Source organism: Micromonospora sp. NPDC049645 (assembly GCF_040675155.1).
Lineage (GTDB): Bacteria > Actinomycetota > Actinomycetes > Mycobacteriales > Micromonosporaceae > Micromonospora.
Window position 1 is genome coordinate 296,214 of the sequence record NZ_JBFAOI010000005.1, and the last position, 24,133, is coordinate 320,346.

Sequence of the window (24,133 nt, forward strand, 5' to 3'; positions counted from 1 at the left end):
GCGCGGTCGCGTCAGGTAGGCAGGAAGGTAGGCACCGTTGATGTCCACGTACCGAGAGGGAGACCGCGCGACCCGACCCAGACGGCGGTCCCGATGGTTCTTAGCCAGCGGTCTGCTCGCGGGGAGCCTGGTCGTGGGAGCGGCCGGGGCGGCTGCCGCCGCCGACCGGGCTCTCACCCTCCCAGGTCTGGCCCGGCTGACCCCGGCGGCCGACGACGACCGACGCGATGGCGACCGCCGGGCGCCGCAGCAGGGCCAGGACGGCGCCGAGCAGGCCCGCCCGGGCACCGGCAAGCGGGCCGTGGTGTCGGTGCCGTGCGACGCCGCGAAGCTGGTGGCGGCGTTGGTCGCGGCCAACGCCGAGGGCGGCGGCGAACTGCGGCTCGCGCCCAAGTGCCGCTACACCCTCACCGAGGCGTTCCACGAGACGGACCAGTACGACGGCGGAATCCGCGACGCCCGGGAAGCGGCCGACGCCGCGGAGACTCCCGGCGACGCCGACGCGCCGCCGCACAACCCGGCCGACGACACCGCCGGCCTGCCGGTGATCTACCAGGCCATCACGATCGACGGCGCGGGCGCCACCATCGCCCGGGACGCCCAGGCCGCCCCGTTCCGCTTCTTCACCGTCCGCGACGGCGGCGAGTTGACCCTGCGGGACGTGGAACTGCACAACGGCCGCTCGGCCATCGAGGGCGGCAGCGTGCACGTGGTGCACGGCGCCACCGCCGTGGTGGAACGGGTCACCGTCTCGCAGAGCACGTCGCTGTCGCCCGAGGGTGGCGGCGGAGGAATCTTCAACGACGGCAACATGGTGGTCACCGACTCCACGTTCGTCGGCAACAGCGCCTCCGGCGCCGCGGGCAAGGGCGGGGGCCTGCTCAACGGTGGCGTACTGACGCTGAAGCGCTCCGAGTTTCACCGCAACAGCGCCAACGCGTACGGCGGCGGACTCGGCAACTACCGTGGCGCCGCGGACGTGGAGAGCGTCTCCTTCAGCCAGAACAGCGCCGCCCAGGGTGGTGGGCTGGCCAGCTTCTCGGCCCGGACGAAGGTCTCCGACACCGAGCTGTTGAACAACACCGCGCAGGTCGGCGGTGGTGCCGCCAACTCCGACGCGGTGCTGGTGATGCGCACGATGACCATCCGCGGCAACACGTCCACCCTCAACGGCGGCGGCATCTCGACCGTGAAGGGCCTGACGCCGATCGACGACAGCGTGGTCGAGGGCAACACCACCCACGGCATCGGTGCCGGCATCTACGCCGAGAAGGCGAACCTGCTGGTACGCGGCAGCGACGTGACCCGTAACGAGGCCGTCGGCGCGGCGTCCCAGGGTGGCGGCATCTACGCCAACGCGGGCTCGGTGGCGATCTACACCAGCAAGGTCACCCGCAACGCGTCGACGGTGAAGCCCGGCGGCATCTTCGGCATGCACGCCCAGGTCAAGATCGACGACGAGAGTGTGGTCGTCGAGAACGAGCCGACCAACTGCGAGGGCAGCCAGGTGCCGATCGCGCACTGCTTCCGCTGAGCGTCGACCGCGTACCCATCCCGAGCGCGCAGGCGAGCCGCCCCGATGAACGATCGGGGCGGCTCGCCCGTGCCTGCGCTGGTCGGCCGCGGTCCCGCCGTCGTCCGGGTTGGCGTCAACCCACCGCGCGTACGCGGTCGGAGAGGTCGCCGGCGAAGAAGTCGAGGAAGCCGTCCGGGTCGGGGCCGGCGTTCTGCAGGACGATGTGGTCGAAGCCGGCCTCGACGTACGACCGGACCTTGGCGACGTGCGGCTCCGGGTCGGGGCCGACGGCGAAGAGCTGCCGGATGTGCTTCTCCTCGACGTACGCGCTGGCCGCGTCGAAGTTGACCGGGTTCGGCAGCTCGCTCATCACCTTCCAGCCGGTGACCAACCACCGGCTCGTCTGCAACACCGCCTGCACCGCCTGCTGCTCGTCGGTGGCCCAGGCCAGCGGCACCTCCGCGTAGCGCGGGCCCGAACCCCGCGCGCGTCGGTAGTGCTCGACGATCGACGGTTCCGGTTCGGTGGCGAACAGGCCGTCGCCCAACTCGGCGGCGAGCCGCGCCGACGCCTCGCCGCTGGCCGCCACCGCGATCACGGGCGGGGTGTCCGGCAGATCGAAGATCCGGGCGTCCTCCAGTTGCAGGTGCCGTCCCTCGTACGACCGGTAGCCGCCCTGCCAGAGCAGCCGGATGATCTCCAGCGCCTCGCGTAGTCGCTCGTGTCGCCCTCGCACACTGGGGAAGCCCTGCCCGATCACGTGCTCGTTGAGTCGTTCGCCAGCGCCCACCCCGAGGGTGAACCGGCCGTCGGAGATCAGCGCCATGGTCGCCGCGGCCTGCGCGATGATCGCCGGGTGGTAGCGGGTGGTCGGGCAGGTGACACCGGTGGCCAGGCGCAGGGTGGTGGTCTTGGCCGCGATGGCGCCGAGCACGCTCCAGGTGAAGGACGAGTGGCCCTGTGCGTCGAGCCAGGGGTGGAAGTGGTCGCTCATCTCGACGAAGTCGAAGCCGGCCTGCTCGGCCTTGACCGCCTGTCGGATGATCTCCTGTGGGCCGTATCCCTCCGAGGCCAACTTGTAGCCGATCTGCATGCCACGCTCCCGACTCCATCCGGCGACTGACGCCCGATCGGTTCCCGGCTGCGGCACAGACAAACGCCACCGACAAACGCCGCCGACAAAGGCGCCGCACCCTGCGAACCAGCCTCCTAGGATGGCTTACGGAGTGTGGTGGTGTCCACGTCCCGCCGCCGCGAACAGGTCCGAACACGGTGCTGAGCAGCCCGGACATCCCGGCGCCTGTGCGGAACAGGGCCCAACCCTTTCTCCGGTCAACGTCGGGCCACGACACTTCCTGGCATCCGAAAGGGCCAGACGGGGGCGAGCGCGGGCACCTCAGAGGTGTGCACCTCGCGGTGGTCGACCCCCGACCGGACCCGACGGATACCGATCAGTGCCGGCGCCCGGACAGGTCGCGGCAGAGCCGACAGGGGAGTGACCGATGACCAACAGACTGTTTCGCCGTGCCGCCGCCGTGGTCGTGGCGGCCGTGCTCGGGGGCGGTGTGGCCCTCGCTGCCGCGACACCAGCCCAGGCAGCGGTTTCCTGCAAGCACGGCGAAGCCACGGTGGCCAGCCCGACCGGCGGGGCGGGAGCCACCGCGGCGGCCGGCATCTGCATCGACAGCACCGGCCACGCCTGGATCGACTGGTACGACTACAACTACGTCAAGGACCGTAAGGCCGACGGGTACGCCGCCCGCGCGTACGTCTACTGGGCGACGCGGTACACCGGTGCGATCGCCGTCGACGACACCTCCACCTCCCAGGGCGCCTCGCTGAGCTGGGAGTCCAACGGCGGCACCCAGTACCGCTGGACGGAGGTCTGGGTCTGCCTGGGCTTCGCCCAGCCCGAGGACGGCAGCGGCCGCTGCGCCCTGGTCGTCTACCACACCTGATCGGCCCCACACGAAGCGCGCCGGCCCGTGCCCCTGTGTCAGGGGCACGGGCCGGCGGGCGCATGTCCTACCTGGAGGGCTCGGGCAGCTTGCAGTCGACCTTGGGGTTGGCGCCGATGTAGTTCAACGGCCCGGCCACGATGGTGACCAGGATGGTGCCGGCCTCGGCGCAGTTGGTGTCGTCGCCGCTGTAATAACCGCGCTGGCCACCGGCGATCGCGCCGATCACCAACCAGATCACGACGATGACTCCGAGAATCGAGGTGCCGCGCATCGCTGCCTCCTGAGGTATGTGGTGGATCTGAGGTGCAGGCGTTGTACCCAATCGGGTCGCGCGGCTAACGGTGGCGTGCTAGGGCCCCCGGTGGATCCTCCATCCGGCCGATTGCGGTCCGTCGTTGCGTACCGCCCGGGCATCCGCCGCCCGCCTCGGGTATCGCCTGTCGGCTATCGGATCGGCGACCGACCTCACCGTGGCACGGGTCAGTGGACGTAGAACTGCCTCACGGCCCGCCGAGGAGGACTCATGGACGCCCCGACACCGCCCCTGTACATCGATTGCCCCGAGGACGTCGCGGTCGCGGCCCGCGCGCTGGCCGGCGGCGCGATCGTCGCGGCGGCGTTCGCCAACTTCTACGTCATCGTCACGCGTCCCGACCCGGCCACCGTCCGCCGGGCCAACCTGGCCAAGGGCCGGCCGGTTCACCAGATCGGCAGCATCACCACCGCGATCGGCCGGATCCCGGGGATGTTCGACTGGACGCGGATCTCCCCGCGGTTGCCGGTCGGTCGGGTGCGGGCCCTGATGGACGCCCTCTACGGAGCCGGGCCGTTCGGCTTCCGTGGGCCGGCGGCGGAACGGCTCCCCGAACACCTCACCCAGGTCGACCAGGGGTTGCGGACCACCCAGGTGATAGCGCCGGGCCTGACCTGCCCGTCCAACGCCTTCTTCGAGCGGGCGCTCGCCGAGATTGGCTCGGACCACCTCTACATCACCTCGGCGAACCGGTCCCGGCATCTCACCGGATCGGCGGAGGAACCGGCGCACTGGAAGGCGGGTGCCCTCGCCGCCGACTTCGCCCATCTCGACGACCTGGTGCTGCTCGTCCACCGGGACGAGGCCGCGGCCCGCGCCGCGTACCCGGCCTATCTCACCACCTCGGTCACCCTGCTCTCGTTCCACGCGCCGGAGGGTGACCTTGAGGAACCGCCGGTGCTCACCGTGGACCGACACGGATCGCTGCACCTGGACGACGTCCGCCGCGCCGCCGCGCCGCTGGGCCTGCAGGTGCGCCTGGCCGGCGGAGCGCGGCAACGACTGCGGGTCCGGGGGTACGCCGGGGCGCTGGTGTGAACGGTGGGTTCAGTGCGGAGGGGAGGGGTACTCCGGTGGCTTGCCGTGGCTGCGCCGAAAGTCCGCGTAGGCCACGCCGGCCAGCACCAGCAGCGCGCTGAGGGAGGCGTACATCGGCGGCAGGTACAGCGCGCCGGGCGCGATGGTCAGCAACGCCAGCACACCGGCGGGCCGGGACCACGACACTCGACTGAACACCTCGTACTCGAAGGCGGACCGGCCGGCCAGGAACAGCGCCGGACCGCCGAAGATCACCGCCAGCCAGGCCGGCGGGATCCGCCCAATCGGCTCGTGGAGCACCAGGTGGAAGCCGGCCGCCGTGGTCACCACGCCGGCAATCATCAACAAATGGGTGTACGGCGCGCTGAACAGGAACTTGCTGGGGGACTGGGCCGCCTTGATGGCGGTCGGCAGCAGCTCGCCGGACTTGTGCACGTAGATCCGCCAGAGCAGCAGTGTGGTCAGGAACGCCACCGCGAACGCCCCGATGTTCTCGGCCTCGTTGTGCTCCATGCTGAACATGGTGCCGATCGTCAGAATGGCGTCGCCGAGCGCGATGATGAAGAACTGCTGGTAGCGCTCGGAGAGATGCTCCGCGGTGACGTTGCGCTGCTGCTCCGGCACCACGCCGAGACCCGGCACGGGGTACGCGAGCCGGAAACCGATGTAGTCGATGGCCAGCGCGATGGTCCAGCACACGATTCGCGCGTCTCCGCTGACGAACGCACCGATGAGCCACGGGATCGCCGACACCACGAACCAGAGGAAGATGCGGGCCGCTCGACGCTGGGTCTGCGGTTCGCGACGCACCGCGGGCATCAGGAACAGTCCGCGTCCCAGGTGGATCGCCACGTACGTGCCGGCGAACACGAGCCCCCGGTCGTTGAACGCCTCCGGAATCGCCGTGGTCATCAGCAACGCGCCGAACATGACGGCGCTGATCAGTAGCTTGATCTCGGTGCGTTCCGGGTTGTACAGGTCGGTGACCAGAGTCGTGATCGTCCAGGTCCACCAGACTGCCGCCAGCATGATCAGTGCCTCGGCGGCCCCGTGCCAGTCGAGCTGGTCGACCATGGTCCGCGAGATGAGCGCCAGCGCGACCACGTACACCAGGTCGAAGAAGAGTTCGAGGAGGGTCACCCGGCGCGGGGCCTCCGGGTCGCGCACCGGCGGGCGGCTGGCCCGGTGCGACCCGGGCTCCGGCGCGGGGAGGTGCACGGAAACTCCTGCGGAACCGGTCGACTCGTCGGACCTGTCCGGTCCGCCTCCACGGACGGTAACGAGCGGTCGGCCGCGGCACCCCGGGTTCGGCCGGTCGTCCCCCAACCGGGTCGATCGACCCGGGTTCCTCCGAGTCTGAGTGTCCGGACGGGTGGACACCCGGTTCTCCCGAAACCGGGCGGGTACGGCCGAGCCCCCGGCGGGCCGTCGCGATGGACGGCCGCCGGGGGCTCGAACGCTGCGTCAGACCTGGTTGCCGTCGGGCAGCACCGCGGCCATCTCGTCGCCGGCCCCGGCGAGCACGCGCGCCTGCTGCGGCCAGCTGGCCAGCCCGGGTGCGGCGCGCAGGCCCGCGGCCCGGATCAGGTCGCGCAGCGCCGGCTCGTCCAGCTCGCCGAGCTGGCCGTACGTGCGCACACCGGCGTCCTGCAGCGCGGCGGCCATCTTCGGCCCGATCCCCTGGATCCGGCGGAAGTCGTCGGCCGGGCCGGTCGGGTCGCCGTCGCCGATCGTGTCGGTAGCCGTACGGACCGCAGGGGTCGCGGCGGTGCTCGGCCGCACCGGAGGCGTCGCCACCGCCGGCCGCTCGGTCTCCCCGGCGGCGGCCACGACGTCCACCGACTCGGTGGTCACCGGCTCCGCTGCCGGCGTCGGGTCGAGCACGGTGGCCCTGGTCTCCGCGTCATCATCCGACGAAGCGGCGGTGACCGGAGCGGCGTGCACCGGCGCATCGCCGGCCGGTGCGGCGTCGGCCGGAGCGTCGTCGACCGGCGTCGGGTCGATGGGCGCGGCGTCGGGCGAGGTGGCCGCGACCGGCGCTTCGTCGGCCGTGGTGCCGGCCGCGGTCGTGTCGACCGTGTCGGTGGCCGGGAGGTCGTCCGCGGGCTGGCGGGGTGCGACCACGGCCGTCGGGGCGGGCTGCTCGTCGACGGCGACCGGCTCGGTGGCCGACTCGGTGGCGGGCTCCGACCGCAGCTCGGCGGCGTCGGACTGCTCGGCGACCGGTGCGGGCGGCGGCTCCTCGGTCAGCGCCATGTCCGCCGGGTCGGCGGCGCTCGGGGCGTCGTCCGCCGGTACGGGCGCCGGTGCGGGGCCGTCCGGGTTGGTTATCGCGGCCGGCGCGCTGACCGTGTCGACCGGCACCGGCTCGTCAGCGACGGCGGTGGGCGCCGGGTCGATCGCGGCCGTGGGCTGGGCCTCGTCGGTGGTGGCAGCCGGTGTTGGCGTGGAGATCACGGCCAGGCCGGCGACGGGGTCACCATCCACTATCGACTTGCCCTGCACGCCCCGCCGGCCGCGTAGCAGCCACCCGGCGGCCAGGCCCAGCAACAGTGCCAGTACCACTATCAGCGAGTGTCCGATAGACCACGCCACGGCGAACCTCCCTCTCAGCTCGTTGAAGAAGTCACGAGAAAAACTCGCCGCAGCTTTGCACACGCGTGTTGCCGACGACAGAGAGGATCCACCGAGGCCGGTGCGGGCGGGTCGGCCACCTCAGCGGGTGCCGACCAGGTGACACAGCGTCGCGCGATTCCCCGCGAAGCCCCCGTACGACGAGACCCGGGCCCGGCGGAGAACGCCGAGCCCGGGTCGGGTCGATGCCCGGTTCAGTCCCGGTCACCCTCGTAGGTGTGGAAGTCGTCGACGAACCGGCGACGCAGCCGTGGTACCCGGCTGGTCACTCCGAAGTAGCCGCGGGCGCCGAGCAGCGCGAGTCGGCCCACCACCGGCCGGTACATCCGGTCGTCGCCGCTGGTTCCGCTGCGGTTCAACGATTCGGCGACCCGCGCGAAGCCGTACGGCGCCATCAGGGCCTCGTAGTCGGCGACCGCCTGAAGCAGCGTCTTGTCGCCGGCGGCGGCGCGGGTGAGCTGCTCGCAGAGCAGCCGGGCGTCGCGCAGCGCCGTGTTCGCGCCCACACCGCGACCGGGGGTCATGGTGTGGATGGCGTCGCCGAGCATGGTGACGGTGCTGCTCTTCCAGGGTGGCACCGGTTCGGACGTGGACACATTGATCGGCAGGGCGCTGGCCGGGTCCGCGTGGGCGAGCAACTCGCGTAGGTGCGGGTGCCAGTTCGAGGTGAGCTCCAGGGCGACCCGCACCAGGTCGTCGCCACGGCGCTGCATGATGTCGGCCGGGAACCGGCGGGCCGCGCTCCAGATGATCAGGTTGATGTTGTCGGTGGTGGTGTCGTGCGCCAGACCCGGCCAGTCGCGCAGCAGCGCGGCGTCGGTGGCGTTGACGCCCGGCTTGACCTTCCGCTCGGTGTCCCACTTGAACTCCATCACGTGCAGCACCCCCATCATCCCGCCGACACCGAAGATCAGCGAGATGCCCTGCTGGACCCGCTCCGGAATGAGGCCGCGGGTGTGCGGGGTCAGCGGAATCCGGGTCGCGATGTTGATCGTCCCGGCGTCGCGGGTGACGGCGTGCGGCAGGTACTGGCGTCGTACGGCGGAATGGGTGCCGTCCGCGGCCACCAACAGGTCGCCGGTGGCGCTGGTGCCGTTGGCGAAGTGCGCGGTGACGGTGCCGTCGTCGCGCTGCTCGTACCGGATGAAGGTCCTGTCGAAGTGCACCACGTCCTCCAGGCCGGTCAACAGGACCTGGCGCAGCACCATCCGGGCCACCGAGTGTTCGGTGCGTACCGGGTCGGCGGTCGGCCGGAGCGCGAACGACGCGGTCTGCCGCAGCCCCTGGGTGACCACGTTGAAGTAGTGCGGCGGTCGGGCGCAGGTGGCCAGGAAGGTGGCGAACAACTCCGGAGGCAGGCACTCCCGCAGCGCCCGGCTACCGGTCGGGCCGATGCCGACCCGGTAGCCGAGCAGCCCCTCGGCGCGGTCGCGATGCCGTTCGTAGACGGCGACGCTGATCCCGGCGCGGCGCAGGCCGTGTGCCAGGCACAACCCGCCCGTGCCCGCGCCGATGATCAGGACGTGCGGTGCCGCGGCGGACATCTCAGCCGGCCGGGTGCGCGGCGGGTGCCTCGGTGCCGGCCGGACGCGGCGCGGGCGCGTCGGTGCCGGTTGGGCGCGCCGTGGGCGCGTCGGTGCTGTCCCACCGGTAGAAGCAGCCGGCGATCGCGTCCCGGGGAGAGCGCCAGGTCGGCAGGTACGGCGACGTGTGCGCGGAGAGCCGCTCGTTGACCTGCTGGAAGAGCGGGTGGTTGCGGGCCGCCGCGAGCGCGTCCGGGTCGACGTCCGAGGTTTCCATCAGGTGGACGCACAGGTCGTGCAGGCAGTACAGGGATCGGTGCGTGACGCCGGTCAGGCCGGGCAGTTCGGTGGCGTCGGATTCGGCGAATATCTGCGCGACTCGCCCTTCCGCTCCCGGGATGATCCGGCTGACGATCAGTAGACGACTCATGGGGCCCCTTCCGCCGGTGGCGTGCCCGACCCCCGGGGCCGGTGCCACGTGCTCGTGCGCTCACCGTGCCGCAGGGCCTGTCACGTCACCGTCACGTACGCCGACCGGCCGGTGACGGGCGGTTGGTGTGGGCCTCGCGACTGGCCTGGCGGATCGGGGCGAGGGTGTCGTCGAGCAGGGCGCTCATGGCGGGGCTCGGCTCCAGCCGAAGCTCGCGGCGCAGCAGGTCCCGGTAGACGTAGAAGGCGTGCACGGCTTCGAAGGCGTTGCCCTCGGCCAGGTGGATGCGGACCACCAGCCGGTGTGGCGTCTCCCGTAACGGCTCGGCGGCCATCGCCTCCAGGGCGGCTTCGAGGGCCTCGCCGTGGCGTCCCGCGGCCAGGTGGTGCCCAGCCACCTGTTCGAGCATGTGCAGGCGTAGTTGGCGCAGGCGCTCCCGGTCCAGTAGGACCCAGTCGTCGTACCAGCCGGGGAGGAGGTCGTGCCGTCCGGCGGCGAGCGCCCCGGCCGCGGTGCGAGGGTCGTCACCGTCGCGGACCCGGGCCGCGGTGCCGACCAGGTCGTCGACGTCGAGCCGGACCGTCGGGCCGAGACGTACCGTGTCGCTGGCCACGGTCATCGGGCAGCACGGGTCCTGGCGCAGCCGCCACAGGGCGGTGCGTAGTGAGGAGAGCGCCCGCTCCTCGGAGGCGTCGGGCCAGAGCAGCCCGGCGAGCTGGCTGCGGGTGGCGCCGGGGCGCAGCCCGATCAGCGCGATCACGCGTTGCAGCCCGCGCGGCACCACGACCGGCACGGCGTCGCGGAGCAGTCGGAAGCCACCGAGCAGGTGGAGTGAGACGCCCTCCTCGGGCGGATCGCCGGCGGTCGGCACGGACGGCTCAGCGGCCACGGCGGCACCCCCTGCGGAACGCTCGTCCCGACTGTCTGCTGTGTCTTGGACAGGTTGCCCGTGACGCCACTGTCGACCCCACCGATCACGGCGCGGCCGGGCGCGGCCCTGCCCCCGAGGCCGCCGGGCGGACCATGGTGAAGATTATCAATCGCAGTCACGTTCAGTCAACGTTTGCGTGCACCTTCTATTGCCGACAGTCAACCTGAGATCGGTTCTGAACTGCTGAAACATTGCCGGGTGACGTACACCGGACGCATAGCTGATACACAGGTTGCGTCAACGCAGCGTCACCGTCAGGCGTCCTTGACCGGTCCGGCACGGTGACGCCGTGGTGACGAGGATCGGCGCATCGTGGCGGCAGTCGTCCAGTGCGTCCGGGGGCCACCCGTCGCCGGCCGGACGCCGTGGGGGGAGGCCCAGTATGGACCGATCGCTGATCGTCGCGAAGGTGGATCCGACCGCCGAGGAGCGGGTCGCCGAGATCTTCGCCGAGTCGGACGCGACGGAGCTGCCGCGCCTGGTCGGCGTCCGGCACCGCTCGCTGTACCGACTGCACGACCTCTATGTGCACCTGCTCGAGACCGCGCAGCCGGCGGAGGGCGCGGTGGAGGCCGCTCGCGACCACCCGGAGTTCATCCGGGTCAGCGACCGGCTCCGCCCGTACGTCTCGCCGTACCTGTCGACCTGGCGTTCGCCGCGTGACGCGATGGCACGGTGCTTCTACCGGTTCGACGCCCCGGGCACCGGGCGGCGGCCGTGACGGCCACCGCGCCACGCGAGGAGCAGCTCTGGTCCCGATGCGCGGGCTGCGCCAGCCTGCTCTACCGCAAACGGTTGCGCCGCAACCTCGACGTCTGCCCCGAGTGCGGGGAGCATGCCCGACTCGGCGCGCCGGAGCGCCTGCGCCAACTCGTCGATCCGGGTTCGTTGCGCCCCCTGCCCGACCGGCTGCCGCAGACCGATCCGATCGAGTTCGTCGACGTGCTGCCGTACCCGTACCGGCTCACCGGCGCGCGGGCCAGCACCGGCCTGTCCGAGGCGGTCGTCTGCGCCACGGCCACCATCGGCGGCCACCCGGTCGCGTTGGCGGTGATGGACTTCCGCTTCCTCGGCGGCAGCCTGGGCTGCGCGGTGGGCGAGCTGATCACCCGGGCGGCCGAACGGGCGCTGGACGACCGCACCCCACTCATCCTGATCACCGCCTCCGGTGGCGCACGGATGCAGGAGGGCGCGTTGTCGCTGATGCAGATGGCCACCGTCAGCCAGGCCATCGCCGCGCTGCGCGAGGCGGGGCTGCTCACGGTGAGCGTCCTCACCGACCCGACCTACGGCGGGGTGGCCGCCTCGTTCGCCACCAACACCGACCTGGTGCTCGCCGAGAGCGGCGCGCGGATGGGCTTCGCCGGCCCCCGGGTGATCCGCCAGATCACCGGCCGGGCCCTGCCGGAGGGCTTCCAGACGGCCGACTTCCTGCTCCGACACGGGCAGGTCGACATGGTGGTGCAGCGCCGCTCGCTGCGCGGACGGCTGGCGGCGCTGCTCGCCGCGACCCGCGCCGGTCGTCCGGCGCGTCCGCCCGTACCCCGGCAGGAGCCGACGCCGCGCCGCGAGCGCCTCACCGACGACCCTGCGACCCTGGCACACACGGACGCCGCCGCGGCGTCCGTCCCGGGCGCGGGCGACACCCCGGCGGTACGCGACGCGTGGGACACCGTCCGGATGGCGCGGCACCCCGGCCGACCCACCACACTGGACTACCTCGACTCGGTCTTCGACGGGTTCGTGGAGCTGCACGGCGACCGGCTCGGCGCGGATTGCCCGGCCATCGTGGGTGGGGTCGCGCGGCTGGCCGGCCGGCACGTGATGGTCATCGGCCACCAGAAGGGGCACACCACCGCCGAGCTGGTCGCCCGCAACTTCGGCATGGCCAGCCCGGCCGGGCACCGCAAGGCGCTGCGGCTGATGCGCCTCGCCGCCCGGCTCGGGTTGCCCGTGGTCACCCTCGTGGACACTCCCGGCGCCGACCCCGGGGTGAGCGCCGAGGAGCAGGGCCAGGCTGCCGCGATCGCCGAGAACATCCTCACCCTCACCGTGCTGCCCACCCCCGTGCTCGCGGTGATCACCGGAGAGGGCGGCAGCGGCGGAGCGTTGGCGCTGGCGGTTGCCGACCGGGTGCTGATGCTGGAGAACGCCGTCTACTCGGTGATCAGCCCCGAGGGGTGCGCGGCGATCCTCTGGCCGGACCGGTCGGCGGCGCCGCAGGCCGCCCGCGCGTTGCGGCTGACCGCGCCCGACCTGTGCCGACTCGGCGTGGTCGACGAGGTGGTGTCGGAGCCGCCGACCGCCGCGCACGACGACCCGGCCGAGACCGCCCACCGGTTGCGCGCCGCCCTCCTGGCCAACCTGCTGCCGCTGCTGGAGGTGCCCCCCGCCATGCTGGTCCGGCTGCGCCGGCAACGCTTCCGGCGCTTCGGCGCCACCCGGGCGGGCGTCAAGGCGGTCCAGCGATGACCGCCGGGGACGCGGCGGTGACGACCGTGCAGGCGTCCGACGACGTCGGGGTGGGCGGCGAGGAGGCGCTGGCCGGGCTGCGCCGGCAGGCGCAGCACCTGATCGCCGAGCTGGCCGGGCCGGTCCGTCGGATCCGGCTGCGCAGCGGCCCGGCCGTGCTGGAGGTCGAGTGGCACCCCGACGACCCCACCCGGCCCGATGCGCCGCCCCCGCCGGGCGTGGCCGCGTCGCCGGGCGTGGCCGCGTCGGCGGGCGTGGCGGCGTCGCCGGGGTTGGCCGCGTCGGCGGGCGTGGCGGCGTCCGACACACCGCCGGCGGTGATCCGGCCGCCGGTGCCGGGGCGCGTCGCGGTGCGGGCGCCGATCGTCGGCACCTTCTACCGGGCGCCGGAGCCCGGCGCGCGGCCGTTCGTCGCGGTGGGCGACCTGGTCCGCCCGGGCCAGCCGGTAGCCATCGTCGAGGCGATGAAGCTGATGAACGAGGTGACCGCCGACCGCGCCGGGCGGGTGGCCGCGATCCTCGTCGAGGACGGCCAGCCGGTCGAGTACGACCAGCCGCTCGTCGAGCTGGACCCGGCGTGACGGCGCGGGGTGGTTGACCATGTTCGAGACCGTGCTGATCGCCAACCGGGGTGAGATCGCGTTGCGGGTGCTACGCGCCTGCAAGGAGCTTGGCGTGCGAACGGCGGTCGTCTACTCCGCCGCGGACGCCGACTCGGCGGTGGTCCGCCTCGCCGACCAGGCCGTCCGGATCGGACCCGCGTCGAGTCGGCGCAGCTACCTCAACGCCGCCGCCATCGTGGAGGCGGCCCGGCAGGTGGGGGCGCAGGCGGTGCACCCCGGCTACGGGTTCCTCTCCGAGGACGCCGACTTCGCCGAGATCTGCGCCGACAACGGGCTGACCTTCATCGGCCCGCCGCCGACCGTGATGGCCGCGCTGGCCGACAAGTCCTCGGCCCGGGCACTGATGAGCCGCGCCGGCCTGCCGCTGTCACCGGGCAGCGTCGCGCCGGTGCCGACCGCCGCGGCGGCGGCCGAGGTGGCCGAGACCGTCGGCTACCCGGTGATCGTGAAGGCCGCCGCCGGAGGTGGGGGCCGGGGAATGACAGTGGTGCGCACCCCGGGAGAGCTGCGCCGGGCGTACGCCCGAACCCGGGCCGCCGCGCAGGCCGCCTTCGGCGACGACCGGGTGTACGTCGAGCGCTACCTCACCGAGGCGCGACACGTCGAGGTGCAGGTGCTCTGCGACGCGCACGGAAACGGGGTGCACCTGGGCACCCGGGACTGCTCGGTGCAGCGCCGGCACCAGAAGCTGGTCGAGGAGGCGCCCGCCCCGGCGCTGCCCGCCACCGTCCTCGACACCATCGCCGAGACGGCCCTGCGGGGTGCGCTCCAGGTCGGTTTCGTCGGCGCCGGCACGTTGGAGTTCCTGGTCGACGCCGAGGAGAAGTTCCACTTCCTGGAGATCAACTGCCGGATCCAGGTGGAGCATCCGGTCACCGAGATGGTCACCGGGATCGACCTGGTGCACGAGCAGCTGCACATCGCCGCCGGGGTGCCGCTGCGCTGGCGGCAGGAGGAGATCCGACTGCACGGCGTCGCGGTGGAGTGCCGCGTGAACACCGAGGATCCGGAGCGGAACTTCGCCCCCACTCCCGGCCGGCTGGACCGTTTCACCCCGCCCGGCGGCCCGTTCACCCGGGTGGACACCCACGCCAGCGCCGGTTACCTGGTCGGCCCCTGGTACGACTCGCTGCTCGCGAAGGTGATCGTCTGGGCGCCGGACCGGGAGCTGGCCCTCAACCGGCTGGAACGTGCCCTGGACGAGTTCGACGTCGCCGGTCCCGGCGTGCGGACCACCATTCCGTTCGTCCGACGGGTGCTCGACGACGCGGCCTTCCGCAAGGGCCGCTACACCACCGGCCTGGTCGACCGTCTGCTCGCCGCGCCCGCGCGGCCGGCGACGCCCACCCCCGCACCGCGCACCGCGCCCGCCGCGGAGCCCGACGCAACCCACAGGAGGACCCGATGACCGTCACTGATGGTCGCCCGATGACCGCCGAGATCACCGACATCCTGGTGGCGCACTGCGGACTGGACGCCGACGCCGCGGCCCGGGCGCCCGCCGCGTCGCTGGAGGAGTTGGGAATGGACTCGCTCGCCCTGCTGGAACTCTCCGCGGTCGTCGCCGACCGCTGGCAGGTGAGCATCCCCGAGCAGGCCGCGCAGTTGAGCATCCCTGCGGTGGCCGACCTGGTCGCCCGCCGCACCGACCCGCCCGGACACACCGAGAACAGCGTGGTCATCGACGCGCCGCTGGGGCTGGTCTGGGAGGTCACCAACGACGTGGCGAACTGGACCGAACTGTTCACCGAGTACGCCGTGGTGGACATCCTGCACCGCGAGGGGCACACGGTGCGGTTCCGGCTCACCATGCACCCGGACGAGAACGGGGTGACCTGGAGCTGGGTCAGCGAGCGCACCGCCGACCCGGTGAGCCGGCAGGTGCGGGCGCACCGGGTGGAGACGGGGCCGTTCGAGTACATGCGGATCCACTGGCGCTACACCGAGGAGGCCGGTGGCACCCGGATGACCTGGACGCAGGACTTCGCGATGAAACCGACCGCGCCGGTCGACAACGCCGCGATGACCGAGCGGATCAACACCAACAGCGTCATCCAACTCGCCGTGATCAAGGACCGGGTGGAGCGGATCGCCTGGCAGCGCGCCGACCAGGGCGGCCCGACGACCAGCCACGAGCCGACGGAGGCCGACGATGAGTGACCTGAGCACCCGCCCGATCGCCGCCCGGGACGTACCCGCCGACCGCCGTCGCGGCGGTGAGCTGCGGGTGCTGCTCGGTCCCCGCACCGTCGGCAGCACCTCAGGCTTCCTCGGGGTGGCCGCGCTCGCGCCCGGCGAACGGATCGCCGAGCACTACCACCCGTACAGCGAGGAGTTCCTGTACCTCGTGCGGGGCACGATCACCGTCGACCTGGACGACCAGCCGACGCTCCTGGCCACCGGCGAGGGGCTGTTCGTACCGGTCAACGTCCGGCACCGCCTGCGCAACACCGGCGTCGAACCGGCCGAGGTGGTCTTCCATCTGGGTCCGCTCGCCCCCCGGCCCGAGTTGGGGCACGTCGACACCGAGCTGGTCGAACAGCGGGGCACCTCATGAGCGCGAGGAGTGAGCCGGGTTTGCGAGCCCCGCAGTCGCGAATTGTCGGTGGCGTCATGAGCGCGAGGAGTGAGCCGGGTTTGCGAGCCCCGCATTCGCGAACAGGGGTGGCGCGATGACCGGGCGCCGCACGGTGGTGACCGGGATTGGGGTGGTCGCCCCGGGTGGCGCCAGCCGGGACCGCTTCTGGAAGACCATCACCGAGGGCAGGACCGCCACCCGGCGGATCAGTTTCTTCGACCCGTCGGCGTTCCGGTCGCAGATCGCGGCGGAGTGCGACTTCGATCCGGTCGCGGCGGGGCTCACCGAGGCCGAGCTGCGGCGGGCCGACCGGTACGTGCAGTTCGCGCTGGCCTGCTCCGCCGAGGCGGTCGCCGACGCCCAGTTGGTGCTCACCGACGCCGAGCGGGACCGGGCCGGGGTGGTGTTGGGCACGGCGGTGGGCGGCACGATGGCGTTGGAGCAGGAGTACGTCACGGTGAGCGAGCACGGCCGGCGCTGGCTGGTCGACGGGGCACGCGGTGGCCCGTACCTCTATCAGGCGCTGGTGCCCAGCAGCCTCGCGGCGGACGTGGCGTGCCGGCACGGGTGGCACGGCCCGGCGCAGGTCGTCTCCACCGGCTGTACCTCCGGCATCGACGCCATCGGGTACGCCCACCAGATGATCGTCGACGGTGAGGCGGACGTGATGCTGGCCGGCGCGTCCGACTCGCCGATCTCGCCGGTCACGGTCGCGTCGTTCGACGCGATCAAGGCGACCAGCCCGGACAACGACGACCCTGCGCACGCCTCCCGCCCGTTCGACGCCGACCGGCACGGGTTCGTGCTGGCCGAGGGCGCGGCGGTGCTGGTGCTGGAGGAGGCCGGGCACGCCCGGCGGCGTGGGGCGCACATCTACTGCGAGGTGGCCGGCTACGCCAGCCGCAGCAACGGCTACCACATGACCGGGCTGCGTCCGGACGGTCTGGAGATGGGCCTGGCCGTCACCGACGCGCTCCGGCAGGGCCGGATCCTGCCCGAGCAGGTCTCCTACATCAGCGCGCACGGCTCGGGCACCCGGCAGAACGACCGGCACGAGACCGCCGCGTTCAAGCGGGCGTTGGGCCAGGCCGCGTACCGGGTGCCGATCAGCTCGATCAAGTCGATGGTCGGGCACTCGCTCGGGGCGATCGGGTCGATCGAGATGGCCGCGTGCGCCCTGGCCATCGAGTTCGGTGTGGTGCCGCCGACGGCGAACTGGAGCACCCGGGATCCGGAGTGCGACCTGGACTACGTACCCAACGAGGCGCGGGAGGTCCCGGTGGACGTGGCCCTCTCGGTGGGCAGCGGGTTCGGTGGGTTCCAGTCGGCGATGGTCTTCCGCCGGATGCTCGGCGCGGTGCCGGCGTGAGCGGGCGTAGCGAGCGAGCCATCGGGCACACCTGCGTGGCGTCTCGCGGCGGCGCGCAGCGAAGCGGAGTGCTGGCGTGAGCGCCGCGGTCGCTCGCGCCGTGGTGACCGGCATCGGGGTGGTCGCGCCGAGCGGCATCGGCGCGGACGCGCACTGGCGCACGGTCCTCGACGGCACCCGCCGGACCGGGCCGATCACGTTGTTCGACCCGTCCGGCTATCCGACCCGCTTCGGCGGGGAGGTGTCCGGCTTCACCGCCGACTCGTACGCGGACAGTCGGCAGTTGGTGCAGACCGACAGGTGGACCCACCTCGGCTTCGCGGCCACCCGGCTGGCGTTGGCCGACGCCGGCCTGCCCGAGCGGGCTCCCGACCCGTACGGCTACGCGATGACCCTGGCCAGCTCGTCCGGGGGCAACCTGTTCGGTCAGCGGGAGCTGCAACGCCTGTGGGGCGGCTCGTCGCGCACGGTGGGGGCGTACCAGTCGATCGCCTGGTTCTACGCGGCCAGTGTCGGGCAGCTCTCCATCCACCACCAGTTCAAGGGCCCGAGCGGGGTGCTGGTCGCGGAGTCGGCCGGCGGGTTGGACAGCCTGGCGCACGCCGCCCGCGCGGTGCGCCGGGGCACGCCGGTGGTGATCGCCGGGGCCACCGAGTGCCCGTTGAGCCCGTACGCGCTCGCCTGCCAGCTGCGCTCGGGGTTGCTCAGCGACGTCGCCGACCCGGAGCGGGCGTACCGGCCGTTCGACGCGACAGCCAGCGGCTACCTGCCGGCCGAGGGCGGAGCGGTGTTCGTGGTCGAGGAGTTGGGGCACGCCCTGGCCCGGGGCGCCCGGGTCTACGGCGAGGTGAGTGGGTGGGGTTCCACCCACGACGCCGCGCACACCACCGAGGACAGCGCCGGTGACCCGGCCCAGTACGCGCGGGCGATGCGGCTGGCCCTGGACCGGGCGGGCGTCGCGGCGGCCGGGATCGACGTGGTGCTGCCCGACGCGCTGGGGGTGGCCCGTTACGACCGCAGCGAGGCCGAGGCGTTGCGGGCCGTGTTCGCCGACCGGCCGCCCCCGGTGACCACGCAGAAACCGCTGACCGGCCGGGCGTACCAGGGCGGCTCGGCGTTGGACGTGGCCACCGCCCTGCTCGCCTTCGCGCACGACACGTTGCCCGCGTCGGCGGGACCGGATCAGGTGGCCGAGGGTTGCGAGCTGGACTTCCTGCGCGAGCACCGCCGACCGCGCAGCCGGCTCGCGTTGGTCTGTGCGCGGGGCTTCGACGGGTTCAACAGCGCGCTGGTCCTGCGCGGGGCAGCGCCGATGAGGGGAGAGGCGTCATGAACGAGCAGCGGGCCCGGGTGGTTTTTCTGGTGCGGGTGCCGGTGCCGCGCACCGAGCAGTTCCTCGCCGCGTACGAGCAGGTGCGGCACCTGGTCGCCGGTGGGGTGCCGGGGCACCTCGTCGACCAGGTGTGCCGGTCGTCGACCGACCCGGAACAGTGGTTGATCACCAGTGAGTGGGCCAGCCTGGCCGCCTTCGAGGACTGGGAGCGCAGCCCGGAGCACCGCGAACTGGTGCGCCCGATGCGGGAGTGCTTCACCGACGCCCGTTCGCTGCGCTTCCACATCCACGCCCAGACACCGGCGCTGACCTGACGGCGTCAGGATCGCCCGCTGCTTCCACCCCGTCGATCATGGAGTTGTGGTGGGCGACAAAATGTCTCCTATCAGGACGAAATCAGGCACCACAACTTCATGATCGACAGCCCTCTCTCCGCGATCTTGCAGTTTCTGTCGCGGCATAGGGGGCAAGTCGGGCGTTTCAACTGCCGAAAGTGCAAGATCGGCGCGGCGGCACAGGGTCGACAAACTCTCAGGAGCGCGTAGGTTCTGGAGCCGTGAGGGTTCTGATCTCAGTGGACATGGAAGGCACCTCGGGGATCGTCCACCCCACCGAGACGAACCCGGGCCGGTACGACTACGAGCGCGGTCGGGCGTTGCTGACGGCCGAGGCAAACGCCGCGGTCGCCGGTGTTTTCGACGCCGAACCCGATGCGGTGGTGTGGGTCGCCGACGCACACGGATCGTTTCGGAACATCCTGCCGGAGGACCTCGACCGCCGTGCGCACCTGGTGCGCGGCCGACCCCGCCCGCTGGGAATGCTCGCCGGGCTGGACGAGCACACGGATGCCGTTCTGCTCGTCGGCTATCACGCTCGGGCCGGTGCCGGGCCCGCTGTGCTGGCGCACACGATGAGTGACGCCATCCTCGACGTGCGGGTGGCCGGACGGTCGCTGGGCGAGATCGGCCTCAACGTGGCCATGGCGGGACACCTCGACGCGCCCGTCGTACTGCTGAGCGGGGACGACTCCGCCTGCGCGGAGTTCAGTGCGCTGGTGCCCTCGGGGCTCACCGTCGCGGTCAAGCAGACCCTGGGGCAGGCCGCCGCGGTGGCCCTACATCCGCAGGAGGCACGGGAGCGGCTGCGCCACGCTGCCGCCGAGGCCATCGCCCGGCGCGCCTCGATATCCCCGGCGAAGATGGCCGGGCCGTTGGATGTCGAGGTCGACCTCTACGGCCCCTACATGGTCGACCTCGCGACCCTGGTGCCAGGTGTGACCCGCGTCGACGGTGGCCGGACGGTCGCCTTCCATGCCGCCGACGTCGCCGAGGCATACCGGCTGGTTCAACTGCTCGTCCAACTGGCCAGCATCAAACCGAGCTAGCGCGCACCCTGGCCGACGCCGCCGCCATCGCACCTGACGAGGGCCGCTGCCGGCCTGCCGCCCGTACCGTCATCGCCGAAACCGCCCACAGCGGCCTGGTAGCTGCGAGCGTGGCGCGACTGGCCACGCTCGTCGGGCTCACCCGGTGACCGGGACGCCATCGGCCGTCCGGCTGGGGCCGCGCGACGGTTGTACGAGGCGTCATGGCTCGGTGACGCTCTGCCTGATCGGCCGCCCGATCCTGTCCGCCGAACGGGCTGTCGGCAATCCGGCTGGCCGCTGCTTTTGATCCATCCATTCGCATCTAGCAATGGTCATGTGCGCGTCGTATGGTTCCCCGCAGCACCCCGACAAGCGTACGTGATGGGCGGATTCGCCCTCTTTCATGCTGGGCGGTGAACGGCAGTGGCGGCAGAAGATCCTACGGCGACAGACCCCGGATGGGTGGACGAATTCCTGTTCGCCGGTCACCCCACCGACGTTTGTCTCCGCCTGCCGGAGCCCGTCGACCGGGCCACCCTGCACCGGCTGGTCACCGCCGCGCAGGACCGCCTCACCGCCGCCGGACTGCGCCGCGGTGGCGCCGCCGCGCTGCGGCTGCCGCCCTCCCTGGCGTACGTGGTGAACCTGTTGGCCACCTGGCGCGCCGGAGGGCAGGCGATCCTGCTCGACCACCGGCTCACCGACCACGAGGTCGAGCGGGCGCTGCTCCGGTTGACCCCGCAGGTGGTGGTCGCGCCGCTGCATACCGGTGGTGGCGCGTTGAAGGTCTTCGTCGACGTCACCGAGGGCGTCACCCGGTACGCCGACCGGCCGGCGGTCAGCGGCCACGTTGTGATCCAGCTCAGCTCCGGCTCCACCGGCCCGTCCAAGGTGATCGGCCGTACCGCCGCCGACCTGGTCGCCGAGGTGCACCGCTACACCCGGATCGACGGGGTGGCGCTGCCCGGCGAGCGGATCATCCTGCTGCCGTCGATGGTGCACGTACTCGGCCTGGTCGGCGGTCTGCTCTACGGGTTGCACGCCGGGGTCGAGCTGGTCCCGCCGCAGCGGCTCAGCGGCGACGCCGTGCTGGCCGCGATCAGCGCCGACGAGTCGCCCGCCACCGTGCTGGGCGTCCCGTTCCACATCGGACTGCTCGCCTCCACCCGACCGGCCGGTCCGCTGCCGCAGCTGCGGCGGATGACCACCGGTGGCGAACTCGTGTCGGCCGCCGTGGCCCGAGCGTTCACCGACCGGTACGCAGTGCCACTGGGCAACATGTACGGGATGACCGAGGTCGGGGTGATCGGCACCGACCTGCACGGGGCGCACCGACCGTCGATCGCCCCGGCGCCGGGCATCGAGGTCCGGGAGTCCGGCGGTGAGCTGTGGGTCTCCTGCCCGGCGTCGCCGTACGTCGGACTGAGCGACCCGACCCGCTGGGCGGACGGTTGGCTGCACACCCGCGACGCCGGCACCGTCGACGAGGACACCGGCCTGGTCACGGTGCGCGGTCGACTCGACTCACAAGTCTCGGTGGGCGGCATGAAGGTCGACCTGACCGAGGTGGAGGCCACCGTCGCCGAGCTGCCCGAGGTGGCCGCGGCGGTGGTGGTCTGGGACGACGGCATCACCGCGTACGTCCAACCCGACGGCCCGCTGTCGGAGGAGACACTGGACAAGCTCCTCGCCGAGCGGTTGGCCGGCTACAAGCGGCCCCGGGTGCTGCACCTGCTCGATCAGCTGCCCCGCACCACCACCGGCAAGCTGGTCCGCTCGACCGACGCGCTGCGTTCGGCGGTCACGCCGTGACCGGCCCGCTGCACCACCTCGACGTCGACCGGCCCGCCCGCCCGCGCGGCGACCGCCAGGACGAGGCCGCCGCCCAGCGGCGGGTGGCCGACCCGCAGGGTCTCGGCACCGGGCAGCGGTCGCAACGGCAGCCCCGGCGGCGGCATCGGCCGGCGCAGCCCTCCGTCGCGCAGCCCCAACCCGAGCGCCTTACCGACCGACTCCTTCGCGGTCCACAGCCGCAGGAAGTCCACCACCCGGGCCGCTTCGGGCCGGTCGGCCAACCAGGCCAGCTCGGCGGGCGGGAACCAGCGGCGGGCCAGCGCGAGCGCCGGCAACTGCCGGACCCGTTCCACGTCCACCCCGACCGCCCCGGCCCGTCGGGCGGCGACCACCACCAGCCCGGCGGTACGGCTGACGCTGACCGCCACCTCGACCTCGTCGACCCGGACGGACGGCCGTCCGTCGCGGTCGTGCGTCAGCACCACAGCGGTCTCCGCGCGCCCGAGCAGCAGAGCGCCGGCCCGTCGCAGCAGCACCACGGCCGGATCCGGCTGACCGCCGGTGTCCCGGTCGACCCACACGTGCACGGTGTCCCGACCGGACGCCGTCAGCTGACCCACGCAGAGAGGGTATCCATGAGAGCCGAGGTCCGCGCCTTCGTCGTCGAGCAGCTCGCCGACATGAACTACGACGTCGAAGGGCTCGACGACGACACCACCCTGGGCCCCTCCGGCATCGACCTGGAGTCGCTGGCCCTGGCCGACCTGTCCGTCCGGGTCGAGGACCGCTACGGTCTGACGTTCGCCGACGACGAGTCGGAGCAGCTGGCCCTGATGACGGTCGGCGAGTTCACCACGATGGTCGCCAATCGCGTCGCCGAGGCGACAAGCGACAGATCCTGATGGGCGGTCAGCCCGATCTGGGGCGAGCTGACCTGCTGACCATGCTCGCCGAACTCACCGCGAAACCCGCGGCCGAGGTGCCCGACCGGATCGGCTCGATGGAGCTCGCCTGGCTGGTGCATCTCGTCGAGCAGCGCTACGAGCGTCGGCTCGACCTCACCGACGACGAACTGGCAGGCATCCGTACCGTCGACGACGCCCTGGTGGTTTTCCGGGCGTCACTGACCGCCGCCGCAGATGGCTGAGGCGCGCGTCGCCCAGCTCACCGGCGTACACGCCGTCAGCGCCCTGGGGCGGGGTGCCGACGCGCAGCTCGGCGGCGTGCTGGCCGGTGTGCCGGCATTCGGCCCGGTGCGCCGGTTCGACACCGCCGCCCGCCGGGTCACCGTGGCGGCCACCCTGCCCGACGTCGGTACGCTCACCGACGAGTTGGCCGCCGCGATCGACGCGGCCTGCCGGGCGGCCGGCCTGGACCGCGCCCGGCGTACGGAGTGCGCCCTGCTGCTCGCCGTGCACGGCGGCCCGGCCCCCGGTGCGGGCCCGGCCCCGACCGCGCTCGCCGGTCAGCTCGCCGCCCGATGTGGCCTGTCGGGTCGTACCCGGGTCTACACCAGCGCCTGCGTGTCGGCGAGCACGGCGGTGGCCGACGCCGCCGCCCGGATCACCCGGGGTGACCTGGGGCGGGTGGTGGTCGCGGCCGGGTATCTGGTGGAGCCGGACCAGTTCGCGCTCTTCGACGCCGGTCGCGCCCTCGCCCTCGACGGGGCGGTCCGCCCGTTCAGCGCAGGCCGCCGGGGGTTGCTGCTGGGCGACGGCGTGGCCGCGGTGGTCCTGGAGTCGAGCACCGTCCGACGACGGGGTGTCGATCCGGTGGCGACCGTGGCCGGGTGGGGGCGGGCCGGCGACGCGTACCATCCCTGCCAGCCGGAACCCGGCGGCACCGGGCTGGCCCGCGCGGTGGACGGCGCGCTGCGTCGGGCCGGGCTGCCGCCACAGGCCGTCGGCTACGTCAACGCCAACGCCACCGGTACCGCGCAGAGCGACGCCGCCGAGGCGGCCGCACTGGGCCGGGCCCTCGGCGCGTACGCGAGCCGTGTCCCGGTCAGCTCCACGAAGTCGGTGCACGGGCACGCGCTGGAGGCGTCCGGGCTGCTCGAACTCGTGGTCACCGCGCTCGCGCTGCGCCGGGGTGAGCTGCCGGTCAACGCCGGCTGGCTGGCCCCTGACGAGTCCTGCCCACTGAACGTGGTCAAGGACCGTCCGCAGAGGACGACGGCAACCCACGCGCTGACCCTGAACGCCGCCTTCGGCGGTGCCAACACCGCTCTGCTGGTCGGCGTCGGATGACCG

At 72.6% G+C, this 24,133-nt stretch carries 24 protein-coding genes and 1 pseudogene; 17 read left to right on the forward strand and 8 right to left on the reverse strand.

The features are described from left to right. Positions 1-40: 40 nt before the first annotated feature. The gene (locus tag AB0J33_RS14965) at positions 41-1,534 is read left to right on the forward strand and encodes a hypothetical protein (protein ID WP_363613712.1); all 1,494 of its coding nucleotides are present in this window, start codon (positions 41-43) and stop codon (positions 1,532-1,534) included. 115 nt (positions 1,535-1,649) lie between these two features. On the opposite strand, the gene AB0J33_RS14970 is transcribed toward AB0J33_RS14965, so the two are convergent. Beyond that, positions 1,650-2,609, reverse strand: coding sequence for a TIGR03557 family F420-dependent LLM class oxidoreductase (locus tag AB0J33_RS14970; RefSeq protein WP_363613714.1), 960 nt, complete (start codon positions 2,607-2,609; stop codon positions 1,650-1,652). Positions 2,610-3,018: 409 nt separating this feature from the next. Here AB0J33_RS14970 and AB0J33_RS14975 point away from each other — a divergent pair, with 409 nt between their 5' ends. Beyond that, a complete protein-coding gene (locus AB0J33_RS14975) occupies positions 3,019-3,474 on the forward strand; it encodes a hypothetical protein (RefSeq protein ID WP_363613716.1) in 456 nt (151 codons plus the stop codon). A 67-nt stretch (positions 3,475-3,541) separates the two neighbouring features. On the opposite strand, the gene AB0J33_RS14980 is transcribed toward AB0J33_RS14975, so the two are convergent. Then, complete coding sequence (locus tag AB0J33_RS14980; RefSeq protein WP_363613718.1) at positions 3,542-3,748, reverse strand: hypothetical protein; 207 nt, start codon at positions 3,746-3,748, stop codon at positions 3,542-3,544. Positions 3,749-4,000: 252 nt separating this feature from the next. Between AB0J33_RS14980 and AB0J33_RS14985 the strand changes: the two genes are divergently transcribed. Continuing rightward, entirely contained in the window at positions 4,001-4,828 is an 828-nt protein-coding gene (locus AB0J33_RS14985; RefSeq protein WP_363613720.1) for a hypothetical protein, read from the forward strand. 9 nt (positions 4,829-4,837) lie between these two features. Here the strand turns inward: AB0J33_RS14985 and AB0J33_RS14990 are convergent, their stop codons facing one another. The 5 genes and pseudogenes from AB0J33_RS14990 to AB0J33_RS15010 all read right to left on the reverse strand — a co-directional run bounded on the left by AB0J33_RS14990 (position 4,838) and on the right by AB0J33_RS15010 (position 10,304). Further along, positions 4,838-6,046, reverse strand: a complete 1,209-nt coding sequence (locus AB0J33_RS14990; RefSeq protein WP_363613722.1) for a low temperature requirement protein A — start codon at positions 6,044-6,046, stop codon at positions 4,838-4,840. Between the two features lie 246 nt (positions 6,047-6,292). Continuing rightward, positions 6,293-6,547 (reverse strand): annotated as a pseudogene (locus AB0J33_RS14995) (hypothetical protein); the annotation flags it as partial. A gap of 1,109 nt (positions 6,548-7,656) precedes the next feature. Then, complete coding sequence (locus AB0J33_RS15000) at positions 7,657-9,006, reverse strand: NAD(P)/FAD-dependent oxidoreductase (protein ID WP_363613724.1); 1,350 nt, start codon at positions 9,004-9,006, stop codon at positions 7,657-7,659. Position 9,007: 1 nt separating this feature from the next. Next, entirely contained in the window at positions 9,008-9,415 is a 408-nt protein-coding gene (locus tag AB0J33_RS15005) for a TcmI family type II polyketide cyclase (protein ID WP_363613726.1), read from the reverse strand. Between the two features lie 91 nt (positions 9,416-9,506). After that, a complete protein-coding gene (locus tag AB0J33_RS15010; RefSeq protein WP_363613728.1) occupies positions 9,507-10,304 on the reverse strand; it encodes a BTAD domain-containing putative transcriptional regulator in 798 nt (265 codons plus the stop codon). 424 nt (positions 10,305-10,728) lie between these two features. On the opposite strand from AB0J33_RS15010, the gene AB0J33_RS15015 reads away from it, so the two are divergent. The 11 genes from AB0J33_RS15015 (at position 10,729) to AB0J33_RS15065 (ending at position 21,899) form a co-directional block, all read left to right on the forward strand. After that, positions 10,729-11,067 carry a TcmI family type II polyketide cyclase gene (locus tag AB0J33_RS15015; protein WP_363613730.1) on the forward strand — a complete coding sequence of 113 codons (339 nt, stop codon included), beginning with the start codon at positions 10,729-10,731 and terminating at the stop codon, positions 11,065-11,067. Then, positions 11,064-12,818, forward strand: a complete 1,755-nt coding sequence (locus tag AB0J33_RS15020; protein ID WP_363613732.1) for an acetyl-CoA carboxylase carboxyltransferase subunit alpha — start codon at positions 11,064-11,066, stop codon at positions 12,816-12,818. Before AB0J33_RS15015 ends, AB0J33_RS15020 begins: the two co-directional genes overlap by 4 nt. Further along, positions 12,815-13,399, forward strand: a complete 585-nt coding sequence (locus tag AB0J33_RS15025) for a biotin/lipoyl-containing protein (protein ID WP_363613734.1) — start codon at positions 12,815-12,817, stop codon at positions 13,397-13,399. Before AB0J33_RS15020 ends, AB0J33_RS15025 begins: the two co-directional genes overlap by 4 nt. Before the next feature lie 19 nt (positions 13,400-13,418). Then, the gene (locus AB0J33_RS15030) at positions 13,419-14,849 is read left to right on the forward strand and encodes an acetyl-CoA carboxylase biotin carboxylase subunit (RefSeq protein ID WP_363613736.1); all 1,431 of its coding nucleotides are present in this window, start codon (positions 13,419-13,421) and stop codon (positions 14,847-14,849) included. Then, positions 14,846-15,601 (forward strand): SRPBCC family protein, encoded by a 756-nt coding sequence (locus AB0J33_RS15035; RefSeq protein ID WP_363613738.1) that lies wholly within the window; start codon positions 14,846-14,848, stop codon positions 15,599-15,601. The genes AB0J33_RS15030 and AB0J33_RS15035 overlap by 4 nt, the downstream gene beginning before the upstream one ends. Next, positions 15,594-15,998, forward strand: a complete 405-nt coding sequence (locus tag AB0J33_RS15040; RefSeq protein ID WP_363613740.1) for a cupin domain-containing protein — start codon at positions 15,594-15,596, stop codon at positions 15,996-15,998. Before AB0J33_RS15035 ends, AB0J33_RS15040 begins: the two co-directional genes overlap by 8 nt. Before the next feature lie 115 nt (positions 15,999-16,113). Then, positions 16,114-17,388: a beta-ketoacyl-[acyl-carrier-protein] synthase family protein gene (locus AB0J33_RS15045; protein ID WP_363613742.1), complete on the forward strand. Its 1,275-nt coding sequence runs from the start codon at positions 16,114-16,116 to the stop codon at positions 17,386-17,388. A gap of 76 nt (positions 17,389-17,464) precedes the next feature. Further along, positions 17,465-18,721 carry a beta-ketoacyl synthase N-terminal-like domain-containing protein gene (locus AB0J33_RS15050; protein ID WP_363613744.1) on the forward strand — a complete coding sequence of 419 codons (1,257 nt, stop codon included), beginning with the start codon at positions 17,465-17,467 and terminating at the stop codon, positions 18,719-18,721. Beyond that, a complete protein-coding gene (locus AB0J33_RS15055) occupies positions 18,718-19,035 on the forward strand; it encodes an antibiotic biosynthesis monooxygenase family protein (RefSeq protein ID WP_363613746.1) in 318 nt (105 codons plus the stop codon). Before AB0J33_RS15050 ends, AB0J33_RS15055 begins: the two co-directional genes overlap by 4 nt. A gap of 242 nt (positions 19,036-19,277) precedes the next feature. Beyond that, positions 19,278-20,105 (forward strand): M55 family metallopeptidase, encoded by an 828-nt coding sequence (locus AB0J33_RS15060; RefSeq protein ID WP_363613748.1) that lies wholly within the window; start codon positions 19,278-19,280, stop codon positions 20,103-20,105. Between the two features lie 405 nt (positions 20,106-20,510). Continuing rightward, a complete protein-coding gene (locus AB0J33_RS15065; RefSeq protein WP_363613750.1) occupies positions 20,511-21,899 on the forward strand; it encodes a class I adenylate-forming enzyme family protein in 1,389 nt (462 codons plus the stop codon). On the opposite strand, the gene AB0J33_RS15070 is transcribed toward AB0J33_RS15065, so the two are convergent. Beyond that, complete coding sequence (locus tag AB0J33_RS15070) at positions 21,827-22,501, reverse strand: 4'-phosphopantetheinyl transferase superfamily protein (RefSeq protein WP_363613752.1); 675 nt, start codon at positions 22,499-22,501, stop codon at positions 21,827-21,829. The two genes, AB0J33_RS15065 and AB0J33_RS15070, sit on opposite strands and share 73 nt — an antisense overlap. Positions 22,502-22,516: 15 nt before the next feature. On the opposite strand from AB0J33_RS15070, the gene AB0J33_RS15075 reads away from it, so the two are divergent. From AB0J33_RS15075 to AB0J33_RS15085, 3 genes are read left to right on the forward strand one after another with little or no spacing between them, the layout of a single operon-like run. Continuing rightward, the gene (locus AB0J33_RS15075) at positions 22,517-22,783 is read left to right on the forward strand and encodes an acyl carrier protein (protein ID WP_363613754.1); all 267 of its coding nucleotides are present in this window, start codon (positions 22,517-22,519) and stop codon (positions 22,781-22,783) included. Then, the gene (locus AB0J33_RS15080) at positions 22,783-23,028 is read left to right on the forward strand and encodes an acyl carrier protein (RefSeq protein ID WP_363613756.1); all 246 of its coding nucleotides are present in this window, start codon (positions 22,783-22,785) and stop codon (positions 23,026-23,028) included. The genes AB0J33_RS15075 and AB0J33_RS15080 overlap by 1 nt, the downstream gene beginning before the upstream one ends. Further along, entirely contained in the window at positions 23,021-24,130 is a 1,110-nt protein-coding gene (locus tag AB0J33_RS15085) for a beta-ketoacyl synthase N-terminal-like domain-containing protein (protein WP_363613758.1), read from the forward strand. Before AB0J33_RS15080 ends, AB0J33_RS15085 begins: the two co-directional genes overlap by 8 nt. Positions 24,131-24,133: the final 3 nt, after the last annotated feature.

Excerpts from the sequence above, each read along its gene's own strand:
- AB0J33_RS15005 (WP_363613726.1), bottom strand. The coding sequence starts at position 9,415 with ATGAGTCGTCTACTGATCGTCAGCCGGATCATCCCGGGAGCGGAAGGG.
- AB0J33_RS14965 (WP_363613712.1), top strand. The coding sequence starts at position 41 with ATGTCCACGTACCGAGAGGGAGACCGCGCGACCCGACCCAGACGGCGG.
- AB0J33_RS14975 (WP_363613716.1), top strand. The coding sequence starts at position 3,019 with ATGACCAACAGACTGTTTCGCCGTGCCGCCGCCGTGGTCGTGGCGGCC.
- AB0J33_RS15045 (WP_363613742.1), top strand. The coding sequence starts at position 16,114 with ATGACCGGGCGCCGCACGGTGGTGACCGGGATTGGGGTGGTCGCCCCG.
- AB0J33_RS15000 (WP_363613724.1), bottom strand. The coding sequence starts at position 9,006 with ATGTCCGCCGCGGCACCGCACGTCCTGATCATCGGCGCGGGCACGGGC.
- AB0J33_RS14985 (WP_363613720.1), top strand. The coding sequence starts at position 4,001 with ATGGACGCCCCGACACCGCCCCTGTACATCGATTGCCCCGAGGACGTC.
- AB0J33_RS15055 (WP_363613746.1), top strand. The coding sequence starts at position 18,718 with ATGAACGAGCAGCGGGCCCGGGTGGTTTTTCTGGTGCGGGTGCCGGTG.
- AB0J33_RS15030 (WP_363613736.1), top strand. The coding sequence starts at position 13,419 with ATGTTCGAGACCGTGCTGATCGCCAACCGGGGTGAGATCGCGTTGCGG.
- AB0J33_RS15035 (WP_363613738.1), top strand. The coding sequence starts at position 14,846 with ATGACCGTCACTGATGGTCGCCCGATGACCGCCGAGATCACCGACATC.
- AB0J33_RS15080 (WP_363613756.1), top strand. The coding sequence starts at position 22,783 with ATGGGCGGTCAGCCCGATCTGGGGCGAGCTGACCTGCTGACCATGCTC.
- AB0J33_RS14970 (WP_363613714.1), bottom strand. The coding sequence starts at position 2,609 with ATGCAGATCGGCTACAAGTTGGCCTCGGAGGGATACGGCCCACAGGAG.
- AB0J33_RS15025 (WP_363613734.1), top strand. The coding sequence starts at position 12,815 with ATGACCGCCGGGGACGCGGCGGTGACGACCGTGCAGGCGTCCGACGAC.
- AB0J33_RS15085 (WP_363613758.1), top strand. The coding sequence starts at position 23,021 with ATGGCTGAGGCGCGCGTCGCCCAGCTCACCGGCGTACACGCCGTCAGC.
- AB0J33_RS15040 (WP_363613740.1), top strand. The coding sequence starts at position 15,594 with ATGAGTGACCTGAGCACCCGCCCGATCGCCGCCCGGGACGTACCCGCC.
- AB0J33_RS15075 (WP_363613754.1), top strand. The coding sequence starts at position 22,517 with ATGAGAGCCGAGGTCCGCGCCTTCGTCGTCGAGCAGCTCGCCGACATG.
- AB0J33_RS14980 (WP_363613718.1), bottom strand. The coding sequence starts at position 3,748 with ATGCGCGGCACCTCGATTCTCGGAGTCATCGTCGTGATCTGGTTGGTG.
- AB0J33_RS15015 (WP_363613730.1), top strand. The coding sequence starts at position 10,729 with ATGGACCGATCGCTGATCGTCGCGAAGGTGGATCCGACCGCCGAGGAG.